The sequence below is a fragment of the Candidatus Roizmanbacteria bacterium genome (assembly GCA_016699265.1).
Taxonomy (GTDB): Bacteria; Patescibacteriota; Microgenomatia; order UBA1406; family GWC2-37-13; genus CAZLQR01.
Genome location: CP064967.1, coordinates 193,024 through 206,058 on the forward strand (window position 1 = coordinate 193,024; position 13,035 = coordinate 206,058).

The window sequence follows — 13,035 nt, forward strand, 5'->3', positions numbered from 1 at the left end:
CCAACCATGAAAAAATTCTTGAAAATTATTCCGAAGTTTATCCGACTGCCACTTTTTAATAGACTGGCAGGTAAGATACAAAAAAGAATACGGTTCGTGATTAGTAGCGTTACGCTCACAATATTGCTATTGGTCTCAACTTTTTTCTCCTTTGATCTTGTATGGATATTCTTTCCTGTTTTTATTCTACTTTCCTACTTCTTTACGTACTTTTCTCTTCTTGAGGATATCGAAAAAGTTGAGTGGATCACTCTGTTTATCATGCCAGTAATTTTCACGGTAGTGTGTTACAGCTTCTACTTTCTGTTTCCTGTAAGGTGGCTTACACGTGTGCCGTATTTATTCATATACTCTGTTTCTATGTATGCGCTATTTCTTACGTCAAACATATTTAACGTCGGAGTAGAGAAGAGCTTAAGGCTTTATAAGGCCGCATTCTCAGTTAATTACCTTTTCCAGACCTTTCTTATTTTCCTTGCTTCTAACATTATTTTTTCCTTACGAGAATATTTCATTGTTAATGCGATAGGAGTGGGGATCGTGTCCTTTGCCTTAGCGGCCCAGTTATTCTGGACCATTAAGCTAGATCTGGCACTTTCGACGGAGGTACGAAACCATGCGATGTTTGTGGGGTTGCTGATGGGTGAAACCGCTTTAGTACTTTCTTTTATGCCCCTTCAGGGTTCGGTACTTGCGCTCATTTTAGCCTCAACTTACTACAGCGTTGGGGGACTAACAAGTGCGCATCTGGATAATCGGCTCTTTCGGTCTACTATCCGAGAGTATCTAGTCGTATTAATCTTCGTCTGGATTGTGGCTGGATTGACCTTAATCGGCTGGTAAAAAATATACCCGGCCACCCCGAGGTAGAGGAGTGGGCAAGAGAACTACGGACGTGAATATATCCTATAATAAATATCACGTACGTAAATAATACTATAAGACATTTAATCATCGTATCCACGGTACAAACTAGCCATGAAATAACTAATTTAGATTGTCTTAGCAGCCTAAATAACAACTGCTGATTCGCCGTATGTGTATTTGTGGATAACTTACTCCATCTTGTGTATAACTCACGCCACGTTACGTGTTTTAAAGCTGAACTAGCCTCAATAAGAGGCGTACGTACTGTCAGTACACTCCAAATCAAACAGTGTGAGGATTTGCTACATAGCATAATTTAGCCTCAGCAATGACTTAGCAGACTGATATGACGCGCTAAAACAGATGTAGTGGTGGAACGTTGAGCGATAATCTAAAGTGTAGAAATTAGCTTCAAAAAGTAATATATAGAGCGATATAACAGTCTAAACCATCACTATCGTTAAGACGTCATTTCTATTAAAACCACTCCCGCGGAGAGAGGTCCTCAAAGGACCCTTATCATGAAGAAATAGAGGGAAAGAAACCAATTTGAATGGAACAAAAAGAGAGTGAGAGCGAGTAACGCTCTTCCTCGGTACCGATATATGAAATAAATCACTAAAGTCTTAAAGGGTCGAAAATGGGACGAATAACCGCAGGGAAGGAAGGACGTACAACGTCGTAAATTGTACCTTTTACGACGTTACTCGTGGCTGACGGAGGAGGAGTGCTCATTATTTCATATTTCTAATTTCTTATTTCTTATTGATTAAATAACAAATAAAAAATAATAAATAGCTAAATTCCCTCTTTGTCCTCCCTTATAGTTCAGGCCGCTTTTAAAGCCCTGCCTCTCCCCCATTTAGAGCGCTGTGATAATCTAAACCTACTAATACCCCATTTCGAACTATTTTTATCGGTAGAGAGGTAGTCTATAATTGATACTTATGGTTGCTCGTAAACGCCCCTCAAGATCAATCAAGGCTAAAGATGCCAAAATAGCCAGAAAAAGAGTTTTTTTTGCGGTTCTGATACTTATTGGTGTCCTATACTTTGTCGGCTATAAAAAGAGCGCAGAACTTAGTAGTGAGTACTACGCACGTGATGCGTTTCTAAAACCTGAGGGACTGCCTAAGGGAATTAATCCAAAAATAAAGATTCCAATTATTACATATCACTATGTAGAGCATATAATCGATCCAGAAGATACCAAGCGTAGATCATTAACGACAAGTCCGTACGCACTAGAGCAATCAATGAAGGCACTGAACAATGCTGGGTATTCCACCCATTTTGTTAGAGAGATTCCTCGTATACTGTACGATCAGGTTCCGTACTCAACTCGAAGTGCATTTTTGACCTTTGACGATGGATATGACAATTTTTATTCGATCGTACTTCCTTTGCTTAAGAAATACAATGTAAAGGCTACATTGTTTGTTATAAATAACTACGTAGGACGCACAGGCTTCGTAAATAAGCAGGAATTAGAGGAAATAAGAGACAGTGGACTTGTCGAGATAGCGGCTCATACTATGGACCATGCATACCTCAAAGATGCACCCAAAGACTATGCCTTACGTGAAATGGCACAGAGTAAGAAGGACCTTGAGCAACGTCTTGGGATTAAGGTTTTTTCGATCGCGTATCCGTATGGAGCTTTTACAGCAGAGACAGCGGAGCTAGCCAAAAAAGTACCGTTTGCAGTAGCAGTTTCGGTAATTCCTGGAGTAATGCAGTCAAAGGACAATCTCTACTACCTGTCAAGATTAAGATCTGGAGTTGTTGGTGGTTCGAGTATTGTGCAGGTTCTCGAGAGTATAAATAAATAAGCTATACTTCAAAGTATGATAAAGATGCAGAAAATTGAGTCAAAAGAAACATGGGAGGCATTTATTGGTTCTCATAAGGAAGCAAATTTTTTGCAGTCATGGTACTGGGGAGAGTTTCAAAAAAGTATAGGCAAAGAGGTTGAGTATCTCGGTTTTTATAATGGTTTGACGCTAGTTGGCATTTGTCTGGTCATTATCGAAAAGGCTAAACGAGGAACATATTTGACCGTGGCGGGAGGGCCAATCCTTGACTGGAGTAACACAGAGTTATTGAATGGCTGCTTCGAGTCACTAAAAACGCTTGCAACCGAACATAAGGCAAGCTTTGTTAGGGTTCGACCTCAGTTGGTCGAAAACGAGCTCTCATCGGCCATCTTTAACAAATATGGATTTTCTCCTGCACCTATGCACTTAACCGCAGATCTAACCTCACAGATCGATCTGAGCAGATCTGAAGAAGAGCTGTTGGAGGGTATGAGAAAGACTACCCGCTATGAGATTCGTAAGGCAGAGAAGTTGGGGGTTACGGTTTCAACGTCGCTTAATGTGGACGATATCGATTCGTTTTATGAACTTCAACTACAGACATCGTTACGACAAAAATTCGTACCGTTCTCACTTTCGTTTCTGAAAGAGCAGTTTCGGGTCTTCGTCCAGAACAACAATGCTCTCCTCTACCGTACCTATCTTGGCAAAACTTTGTTAGCAGAAGCATTTATTATTTTTTATGGACAGGAAGCAACCTATCACTATGGAGCAAGCACAGATGATGGTCGTAAGGTGCCAGGAGCCTACCTGTTGCAATGGGAAGCTATAAAGGAAGCAAAGCGTCGAGGACTTTCCCGCTATAACCTCTGGGGCGTTGCCAAACCAGAGCAAACAAGCCATAGATTCTACGGTGTCTCGATCTTTAAGCGAGGATTTGGTGGTCAGGACGTTGCTTACGTGCCAGCCCAGGATCTAGTGATAGATCGATTAAGGTATAGCGTCAACTATGTTATAGAGCTTGCGCGAAGAAAGGTGCGAAAACTTGGCTAGACCTGCTGATTAAAAATATGAAGCTCTACCTGCTTCATCACTCTGTCCCTATCCTTAGCGTTCACCTGCGTTGGGAGGTTGATGATGGAGTCCTTTATAGAGTTAGCAACAGGACATGATCCTTCCGGCGAAACAAGCGTATGATACCATCGACTCAAATAGATCTGTTGTTTTCGAAGGACTCGCAAAGCTCTTCGCGTTTGGTCACGAGCACGGGATACCTACTTAGTGACTCATCTTTTGGATAGAGTGAAAGGCTTCGTTATACGCTGCGACATTTTCATTCTCAGATCCTGTAACAGCTCAAAATTTTTTTTAGTTGGCTATTCAGAAGAAATGCAAAGGCATTGGGAAAGAGACCCGCCATCTGCGGATTGAACTGGCCATGCTTTTCGCGTTCTGTTAGCTCTTTTGGGATGACGTAAAATGCACTCAGGAACCAATGGAGTACCTTTCCAAATTTTGCAAAATCGTAGGTCGACTTAACAACAAGGGATAGTGGCTTATAAAGAAGACATCGTGCTATAAAGGATGTACGGGGTGTTGTAAGGCGCTTGTCATACTGTTTCAGAATCTCTTGCAGTCTTTTATCTTTGGTGAGGATGGCTCCTCCAAAGACCGATGATATCGCTTTAGACCTCCCAAAAGAAAGAAGTTTAATTGAGTCATTCTTATCCTTCATGAACATATGATTATCAAAGCCATGGGCTAGATCCTCTATAACCTGAATTTTGGATGCTTTCGAGAGTCTGAGAACTTCGTCTCTGTTAGCCGGTGTGATTCCGTAGGTATGTTGGAGAATAATGACCTTTGTTTTGGATGTAATTTTTTCTCTAAGATCCGTTAGGTCGAGTGAAAATGACTCAGTCTCCACATCCACAAATATCGGCGTAAGTTTGAGTTCGGTCAGAGGCAGAATGACTGCGGTGCAGGTAAAACCAATTACCATTACCTCATCTCCAGGGTTCAGTTTAAGACCTTGAAGAGTCTTGTATAGGGCTCCACGAGCAGACAAATATAAAAAAATGTCATGCTCAGGAAAAAATCTTTTCAGTTTAGTCTTCACTCTTCCTGTGTACTGACCCTTTATCCACCTCCATGGTTGAATAATCATAGTTAATGATTTTAGCCCGTCTTGATGTCCTTCATTTGGAGCTAGGTCTAGTGAGATCATACGAAATAATTATAGCAGAATGAGTTCCTTCATCACCGATGGCGTAAATTTACCCTCAACAAGAAGAAGCGTTGATGCATCAATATTCTTCACAATAAGGTCTAAAATAACCTTTTCGGTAGGCAGATATTGCACTTGATTGGTTATATCATATTTCTTGAACAATATATCTGTTGTATAGAGCTGTATCGGTCTATTTGCAATAGTGCTAAGTATCTTCTTATATGAACTATCTTTCTCTTTACCTAGTTCAATGATTCCTTTTGAGATGATAATATTCTTTCTAAAGTTTTGGTCGACAACGGTATTAATAGCGGCGATAAATCCATCAACCGAAGAGTTGCCGGAGTCGTTGAGGATTTTAGATCCTTTGATTCCTTTATGAACCGAAAAGCATTGGCAATTTGACTCCAGTTATCTCCTCCCGGAGATGATCTCCGACTCTTTCATTCCTTGATCCATACAGAAAGCGATACAGGGAAGAATAGTAAGCTATATTGTGTGCCCCGATCAGATCGGTAATAATCTCAAGCTGTGCTTGTCTCGCCTACCATCGGGTGCAGTATGGGTAATCTGAGCGATGAGTTTTGCTGTGGATTCAGGCGGGTCTGGTGGCACAGATGTCTGTGACTCGATGTAGTTGAGAAAACCACGGCCTTTATTGCGCTTACTTGGCAGTATGAGCAAACGAGAAAATTCCTCCATTTATATATGCGGTTCCACTTGATGGAAGGTACTCAGAATTTCTCCCTCAGCTTTTATAAGGTTTTCTCTTGAGGCGAGATCGAAATGCTGGTTGCCAAAGGCGGTTATAATGGCGTTTTGTAGCATGAAGACCTTTGTTGCCTTCGCAACCTCATATCTGTACGCTCCAACTTCTGCAATAAAGTACTTAGTATCAGGCTTAATGTTTCGCAGTATGAACTGTACTACTCCGACATCTGTATTTTGTTTGCGTCTGTCTTAGCAACTTTGTATTTAGTAGAGAGCAACTGAAAAAAGAAATTCGCGGTTGGTCTTGCCATAACTTCCAGTGCAGCGCTTACAATATCTGGGCGTTGCTTGATCAACAATTTCGCCTTTTTATCATCCGGTTACGCATTGCGTATGCAAAGTAGTCTTGTCAAGGAAGAACAACAACCGACACAAAAGGAAGATAAGCTTGCAACCGGCGATAGAACTAAAATTACTGGTAATCCAGAGCGAAGCCCAGAACTGAAGGTATGTAGTGAGCCAGAATAGACAATGCTATTGATGTACATACGATAAAGAAAGTTTCTAAATGACTTGGCAAGTAGTGGAAATCATGAGATAAAGAGAAGGAAAGGAAATCCATCCTCAAGCAGGTAGAGCCAGAGTCGATCAAATCTATACTCCCTTTACAAAATATAACTGAGATCGACTATTTTAATAAGCGCTACAGTAATAATAGGGTATGTCATGATCGATTTATCGAGTCCGTATAGTTATAAAGTTCATAAGGTCATTCTTCGAGAAATGCGAACATTTCGCTCGCTACCACCTCAGGGCTACGAAGGAAGACTGTGCCGAGTGTGAGAATAATTTTTGGGAGAAATGGAGTTGGATATGTTGTTGTGTAGTTCTTTGGCCCATCTGGCCGGTGTGATCTGGTCATACTCTCCCCAGATCAGAAGCGTATCACACTTAATCTTAGATAGATCCGGTGGTCCTGCGTAATAATCTTCCGAAAATTTTGTTCGAGTTGTGGAAAGGTAGAGATGTCCGATGATCTGGAACAGAACTGGAGTATAAAAATCTTCGAAATGGAGGATTATTTTAGGAAAAGTGATGAAAAATTTTTGCTAAAACAGAAATCTTGGTTGTTCGTTTATAGGAATTTGTTACAAAGGATCAACGACTTAACAAAATCAGGTTTGTGGCCGCAAGGTAGATACCGAGTCCCCACCAAATGAATGCCCAAAGTATGTAACTTTCTTTAACCTTCAAACTTTCAACAGGTTAGCAAAACGTTGAGTGTACTCTCTACTCCCCAACTAGAGTCCGGTGGATCCTTTTGCAAAACCGGGAAGATCAGAGAAGAATTGCTTTGTATTTTTGAGAGAAGTTTACCTAAAGGAGCGAGACTTTCAGATGATCCTCCCCATCCATGTACTAATAATAGAATAGGCTCGTCTCTTGCCTACCGGCGAGCAGGCCGCTCCCCATAACTTCATAGCGAAGCTGTTTTCCGGCAATGAGGTGTACATACCCCTGATTATACCGCAGGCGGCGTATAGCGTATATCGTATAACGTATGTCGTATACCAAATACCGAATACGATTATTTTACCCCTTCAGCGAGTAGTTTATTGAATTCGTCGAGCGTGAAGAACTCCGGTTTTACCATTAAGGTAAAAAGTAGGTGTGATCAATCCTGATTTCCAAGAATCATATCCTCGTCCACTCTATTTTGACCTCAGGACTTGTCATATCTTTTTAAACTTGGTGAGGTCAAGTTTAAGTGATACCGCATACTCACCGAAAACCTTAGCAATGTCGTTTGAACCCCAGACTTTCTGATTTTCAAACAGAAAGATCCCCCATCTCAAAAACTTATCACTGCATTCCCTTTGCCTCAGCAGCATATGCCACCAGATCTCCTTTTCTTATGAATTTTTCAAGTGGATAGTTTTTGTAGACAAATGCAATTTTGCTGGCGATCTTGTACAGGCGGAGCCGGATGCTTCCATAGGCCGCCAACACTTGGTGAAAGCTTCCACATGCCGGATTGTTGATATCCTTCGAACTCAGCAGCACATTCTTTTGTTTTGCTCCCCACTTCATGGTCGGTTGAGAGAACTTTCTGCAGCTCGGTACGAATTACCTGTGAGGACGAAGCTACTTTTATTCACTAGCTGCGTATACGATAAAGAAATGCTAAGGTATGACGATTGAGATAGTCGCTGAAAGGCATTATTCTTAGTCATAGAAACTACGCCTGATACAATTGGAGCATTCTCTTTTGCAATACGTCGATTTCTTATGATATATAAAGGAACAATTCTCAGCATAAGAGATAAAACTTCGGTCAAAATTACGTCTCGAGGAAGGATCCGGGTTGGAAAGAAATAGTGATAAACGCTACCTTCTCAATTCCTCACGGGTTTCGGTGAATGAAGGCGATGGTGATGGTCTCCTACTCCCCCGGAAAAACGGAGTTCAGATCGGCTACATTGCAGATTTTTATCGAAATGATGCCCTCCTTATCCTGAGTGTTTTATTTATACTTGTCGTCGCGGTTGGAAGAGAAGTAAGAGGTATTCTCTCAATTTTGGGAATGATCTTTTCGTTTTCGTAGTTGCAAAGTTCTCCTCCCGAGCATTCTTGGTGGGGAGCGATCCGGTAGTGGTGATGTTGCTTGGGTCACTCGTGATTATTCCCGCCCACCTTCTGCATCTCTCACGGAATTACTAAGAAGACAACGATCGCGATGATTAGTACCTTCATTGCTCTCTGGTGACCGGACTACTCTCCTTATCTCTTTGTGCTGTTAGCCAAACTCACTAGCTTTAGTGCTGAGGAGTCGATCTTTTGCAAGCGCAGGGTCTTCAGGTTAACATGAGAACATTTATTAGCGGGAATATTGTTAGGAGCTATGGGAGTTCTCCGATGACATAACCATCTCCCAAGTTTCAATCGTTGAGACACTACGACGCACGAACAGATCTCTTTCCTTGAGGAAACAGGCTGTATAAACACACAATGAATCGGACGGGATCACATTTCCTCACTAGTCCAATACTCTTTTCTTGTGTGCCGGAGCGTCACTCCCGCTCTTTCTTCTTTTTATTCCACACAGTCTTGCCACAGGAATGATTATTAATCAGGAGGTGGTAGCAACGAAGTATCCGAACGCTGGTGAGCTCGATTGGCATTATTCTTGCGGTTTCCGCTCTCTTCTTATATCGCCGCTACATTACTTTCATAAAAACTAAGTGTCAACCTGGTAGATTAAGATAAGTCTTGACAAATGCAAACAAGTTGCATATACTTAATGCAAGTAATTCGCAAAGGATTAGGAGGTGATATCAATTGAGATTCTATAACGTTAAAAGCAGAGATGGTTGAAGTAGTAGCAGATGATGAAAGTAGAAGTCGTCACCACAGAAGAGCGCATGAAAGCTGGAAAAGCTAAATCAAACGGTACGAAGCTTTCAAGATTCTTAGCAATGAGGATGCACAAAAATTAGCTAAATAAAGTTATTTAACCTGCCGTCTTTTGCGGGCGGAGACGAGTTAAAGTATCTTTTCTCGACGCCAAAAGCAATACATATGAACCATACCCCGCCCGCCGTTAGCGTGGCGGGGTTATTTATCCCACACAAACATTATGAAAAAGAAGCCATCGTTATCGTAACTGGAGTCAAGATCAATGGCTTGAAGATTTTTAAAGATCGAATCACTACTTTGATCCTCACAAGGAAGTAAGCAATATAAGATGAACGCAGCGGCTGGTGCAGCTGTCGCACTCAACAGAGGCAAGGTTACATTGTAGCCGCGGCCGGTTCATGCAATGGTTGCATGAAGCTTCTGAAACTGAAACTTACTCAAAAACCGTATCACTTTACGGAACTTAACCTTCTTGATAAGAATGCAATAGTGGCGTTTGTCAAAGAAGTTAAAGTTACAAAAAGACAGGACTCCCCGTCCATCTCGTTCATTATGGTGGCGCGTCAGAGACAGATGTTAGAGATTGCCAGGTAACAGTATATTTCTTGATCCTGGAAACACCATCACAGGCAGTAGCCCCATCATGGCAAATAATACCGTAACCCGGTTTAACATTCTTCAAGGCCTACGTTCAGTATTTGTACAGAAGATAACAAAGGTTGTGCTTATCTCAGCAATTACGGCTTTACGCACAAAAGACTGCATGCGCTTGATGCAATTCAAAGGGCAGGGCACGCCATGGCGAGAAGTCTGGCGCTCGGTTGACACCGGAGAATATTTTTATTACGGAAATAATGCCGGGTATCACCGACACTGGTTTTACGACAACCCCCAAAACCTTAAAGTACATAAAGCATGCTTCAAAGAGTTGGGATATGATTATACAGACGCTACCTTTCGGTATTTTCTGCTGAGCGCGCAGGTGAAGCTGTTGTTTTGCAATGGATGTTGATGCTCATGTCAGAAAATTACTCTTATGCCGTTTTGAGTCAGTACCCCACACTTGGGAGCTTAGTAATTAACTACAAACATGAGTGCAGAATTTGGAATACCAATTGACAAGAAGTTGATGAGAGCACTAAGCGAGCAGTCGTACTTTGGGCCACAGGTGCAAATTAAGACAACCCATTCTATCGTATATGGATAGAGAGCCGGACTGTTGATCAAATGACAGTAAATTAGTAATGAATGACATTGGGGTTCGGGATTTGAAAAGTCTAAATTTAGTTCCCGTACAGCAGACGACCTCACTTTGGTAAGGCAGGTTTGCCTTGGATGTATCGAAAGATGAATTTAAAGAACAAATCGATAGCGCATTTCCAGCAGGTGTTTTAAATTTATTTATAGAACCGACCGGTGCTGTTGATATAGCTGAAATCGAAGCCGCATTTGATGAAATTTGAGTGTTGAAGATGTACTGTATGTGGGCGTTTGAGTGCGAGGTCACGGGTTAAATCCTTGGTATAAATCTATGCTCAGAAATCTAGAAGTTCTTCAAAGGCGTCAAGGAGTTGTCTGCATAACTCATGCAGAGAAGAACCTACCGTTACTATCGAAGATGGATTATTAATTCCTGTGATTGAGTTTGTAACTAATAGTACTGGCGGAAGCAAATTGTACTAGTTGGCGAAAATGGTGAAGTTCCTGAAGACATACTGGCCTTAGAGACCAATAAAGATAAAACATCTGCTACTCAATCCCCTTCTACTGCAGAGAGTAGATCAATATACGCGGATGGTATCAGCTTGCGAGATGGTGTTACCACTGAAGATATTGAGGAATTGGGAAAATTGCTAGGTGTGAACCCGTACAGAAGAAAAGGCAGATTCCCTTCAAGAGATGGTAAGCGGTTTAATTTACAGATAATTAACGGAAGGATAGTAAAAGAAGAGATAGAAGCAGCAGAAACATCAAATCTTATATTCATGACTCCTGACCCCGTGACAAGGACATTGTTCCAAAGCATGACTCACCAGTTCGAAGATCACGACCACCATCATCACGATGATCATGGACACCATGATCATCATCTTCAGGATAACCCAACTACTATTGAGCAATTACTGCAATTTGTTGAAAAGAGACGTCGTGAATATGAAACTCCCGTAATATCTGAGGAAAGCGGAAGATTACTGACGTCTTTTCCAGAAGCCGATCTTGCTTATGTGGTCTCTGTAAAGGGTAATTATATTCCCAACGAGTTATTTAATCAGATTCCACAAGAGGTCCGGGATAACGTCCTGGTCTGGTACATAATGCAAAGAGCATTTGCTCTTGCGCAGCTTAATAATTACAAACAAGACGCAAATTTCCGAGAGTATCAAAGATCGCTTGCTATTAACCTTGCTTGGTTTGCATACGAGTCTGAAATAAAAAATAACCCTAAATACAAAATTCTTAAAAATGGTAAATTATTTGGGACCACACCGGTGGGATACTTGGATTACTTAAAAGCAGGCAGAAATGCATACGAAGGTCTTTCCGCTCTATCAGCAAACGAGATTAATCTAAAACAAAAAGACAGGCAACCTGAGGACATGCAAGAGGCGCTTGCTTGGGCTGTTCTTGGAGAGAAAAGCGTATCTGTCGCAGAAGCCATATCCCTTGCTGAGCGCTTTCGAATGCTCGCAATAGCGCAAAACCTAGATGACTATATTGAGCGTTGGTCAGATGTAGTCAGATACTTTGAGGTTATGAGATAATACCTAGATATGAAGCATGGCGACATTCTTAAAAAGCACAATCTAAAACAGACACAAGCTCGCTCTGCGATTCTTACCATAATTTTTCAGAGTAAAAAACCAGTAGACGTTGTGACAATATCGCAATTTCTAAAAAAAATAGGAATCGTTACTGATCAGGCGACGGTCTACCGAACTCTACAAACTTTTGTGGAAAGCGGCATACTTAAACGCGTTGAGTTTCACGAAGGGAAGTTTCGCTACGAACTATCCTCTCTTCCCCACCATCATCATCTAGTCTGTACGGACTGTGGGAAAATCGAGGATATTGAAAATTGTGGAATGGAAGAGGTAGAAAAGATTCTCCAGAAAAAAACCTCATTCAAAATCGCAGAGCACCATGCCGAGTTTTTCGGCTTTTGTAAAAACTGTAAGCGGTCTACTCAAGCAGCAAAAGCGCAAACATGACTCCGATACCTATTAGCATGGTGACAAACTGAAGAACTGTTTTTTTAAATCCCACTTCTCTGTGAAGTTCTGGAATAAGATCAAATGCAGCTATATAAATGAAGTTTCCTGCTGCAAATGATCAATGCCATAATGATTTCATCATTAGCGCTTCCTATTATTATGACAGTGACAGTGCCTATGACCGCAGTCATTGCTGAAAGAAAATTAAACCATATAGCCTTCGACCTTGTGTAACCACCATGAACCAATACTCCAAAGTTGCCGATCTCCTGTGGAATCTCGTGGAGGATTACCGCAAAGGTTGACCAACCGCAATTCCACCAGGTAATGCTGATGAAGTAACTCGCTCCTATTATTAGGCCATCGATAAAATTGTGAATCTGCGTGATGTTTCGCCTAAATTTCTCAAAGGTCATTGTCGTTACAGGATTTTTATGAACATGACCTCCAGTGTGCGACTGATGATGTTTCCATCGCTGAATTATTTTCTCGATGATAAGAAAAGGTAACTTTTTTTCACAAGTATTCAAAGAAGAATATTTACGATGAAACGCTCTGAAAGAAGATAATCCATCAGCCTCTGACTACTTCTGGGAGAAGATGAATGAAAACGTCACCTGAAACCGAGACTTTTGCCCAATCTTTAATGCATCTTCGTGAAAAGTCTCCTATACAAAGTAAGATTAGAAATGATTTGAAGTAGATCTTCTCACTAATGAGGAACCAAGACTGCTCCAATAATTGAAATTAAACTTACGATACAAAAACACTAAGCAAAGCT

14 protein-coding genes are annotated in these 13,035 nt (G+C 41.3%); 7 read left to right on the forward strand and 7 right to left on the reverse strand.

Features of this window, described 5'->3' with window-relative positions; translation table 11 throughout:
- Window positions 1–6 precede the first annotated feature (6 nt).
- The 3 genes from IPH70_01070 (at window position 7) to IPH70_01080 (ending at window position 3,737) form a co-directional block, all read left to right on the forward strand.
- Complete coding sequence (locus IPH70_01070) at window positions 7–843, forward strand: hypothetical protein (GenBank protein QQR64110.1); 837 nt, start codon at window positions 7–9, stop codon at window positions 841–843.
- A 971-nt stretch (window positions 844–1,814) separates the two neighbouring features.
- Window positions 1,815–2,699 carry a polysaccharide deacetylase family protein gene (locus IPH70_01075; protein ID QQR64111.1) on the forward strand — a complete coding sequence of 295 codons (885 nt, stop codon included), beginning with the start codon at window positions 1,815–1,817 and terminating at the stop codon, window positions 2,697–2,699.
- A gap of 15 nt (window positions 2,700–2,714) precedes the next feature.
- Window positions 2,715–3,737: a peptidoglycan bridge formation glycyltransferase FemA/FemB family protein gene (locus tag IPH70_01080; GenBank protein QQR64112.1), complete on the forward strand. Its 1,023-nt coding sequence runs from the start codon at window positions 2,715–2,717 to the stop codon at window positions 3,735–3,737.
- On the opposite strand, the gene IPH70_01085 is transcribed toward IPH70_01080, so the two are convergent.
- The 5 genes from IPH70_01085 to IPH70_01105 form a co-directional block, all read right to left on the reverse strand.
- Window positions 3,734–3,895, reverse strand: coding sequence for a hypothetical protein (locus tag IPH70_01085; GenBank protein ID QQR64113.1), 162 nt, complete (start codon window positions 3,893–3,895; stop codon window positions 3,734–3,736). The two genes, IPH70_01080 and IPH70_01085, sit on opposite strands and share 4 nt — an antisense overlap.
- A 128-nt stretch (window positions 3,896–4,023) precedes the next feature.
- Window positions 4,024–4,911, reverse strand: a complete 888-nt coding sequence (locus IPH70_01090) for a DegT/DnrJ/EryC1/StrS aminotransferase family protein (GenBank protein ID QQR64114.1) — start codon at window positions 4,909–4,911, stop codon at window positions 4,024–4,026.
- A 705-nt stretch (window positions 4,912–5,616) separates the two neighbouring features.
- A complete protein-coding gene (locus IPH70_01095; GenBank protein QQR64398.1) occupies window positions 5,617–5,832 on the reverse strand; it encodes a hypothetical protein in 216 nt (71 codons plus the stop codon).
- A gap of 562 nt (window positions 5,833–6,394) precedes the next feature.
- Window positions 6,395–6,547 carry a hypothetical protein gene (locus tag IPH70_01100; GenBank protein QQR64115.1) on the reverse strand — a complete coding sequence of 51 codons (153 nt, stop codon included), beginning with the start codon at window positions 6,545–6,547 and terminating at the stop codon, window positions 6,395–6,397.
- Window positions 6,548–7,488: 941 nt separating this feature from the next.
- Window positions 7,489–7,716, reverse strand: a complete 228-nt coding sequence (locus IPH70_01105; GenBank protein ID QQR64116.1) for a hypothetical protein — start codon at window positions 7,714–7,716, stop codon at window positions 7,489–7,491.
- A 274-nt stretch (window positions 7,717–7,990) separates the two neighbouring features.
- Here IPH70_01105 and IPH70_01110 point away from each other — a divergent pair, with 274 nt between their 5' ends.
- The 4 genes from IPH70_01110 to IPH70_01125 all read left to right on the forward strand — a co-directional run bounded on the left by IPH70_01110 (window position 7,991) and on the right by IPH70_01125 (window position 12,251).
- Window positions 7,991–8,230 carry a hypothetical protein gene (locus IPH70_01110; GenBank protein QQR64117.1) on the forward strand — a complete coding sequence of 80 codons (240 nt, stop codon included), beginning with the start codon at window positions 7,991–7,993 and terminating at the stop codon, window positions 8,228–8,230.
- A gap of 1,223 nt (window positions 8,231–9,453) precedes the next feature.
- Window positions 9,454–9,636: a hypothetical protein gene (locus tag IPH70_01115; protein ID QQR64118.1), complete on the forward strand. Its 183-nt coding sequence runs from the start codon at window positions 9,454–9,456 to the stop codon at window positions 9,634–9,636.
- Window positions 9,637–10,847: 1,211 nt separating this feature from the next.
- Window positions 10,848–11,804, forward strand: a complete 957-nt coding sequence (locus tag IPH70_01120) for a hypothetical protein (protein QQR64119.1) — start codon at window positions 10,848–10,850, stop codon at window positions 11,802–11,804.
- 9 nt (window positions 11,805–11,813) lie between these two features.
- Window positions 11,814–12,251: a transcriptional repressor gene (locus tag IPH70_01125; protein QQR64120.1), complete on the forward strand. Its 438-nt coding sequence runs from the start codon at window positions 11,814–11,816 to the stop codon at window positions 12,249–12,251.
- Here IPH70_01125 and IPH70_01130 read toward each other — a convergent pair.
- On the reverse strand, window positions 12,223–12,351 hold the full coding sequence (locus IPH70_01130; GenBank protein QQR64399.1) for a hypothetical protein: 129 nt from the start codon (window positions 12,349–12,351) through the stop codon (window positions 12,223–12,225). The genes IPH70_01125 and IPH70_01130 overlap by 29 nt on opposite strands.
- Entirely contained in the window at window positions 12,332–12,784 is a 453-nt protein-coding gene (locus IPH70_01135) for a ZIP family metal transporter (GenBank protein QQR64121.1), read from the reverse strand. The genes IPH70_01130 and IPH70_01135 overlap by 20 nt, the downstream gene beginning before the upstream one ends.
- Between the last annotated feature and the right edge of the window lie 251 nt (window positions 12,785–13,035).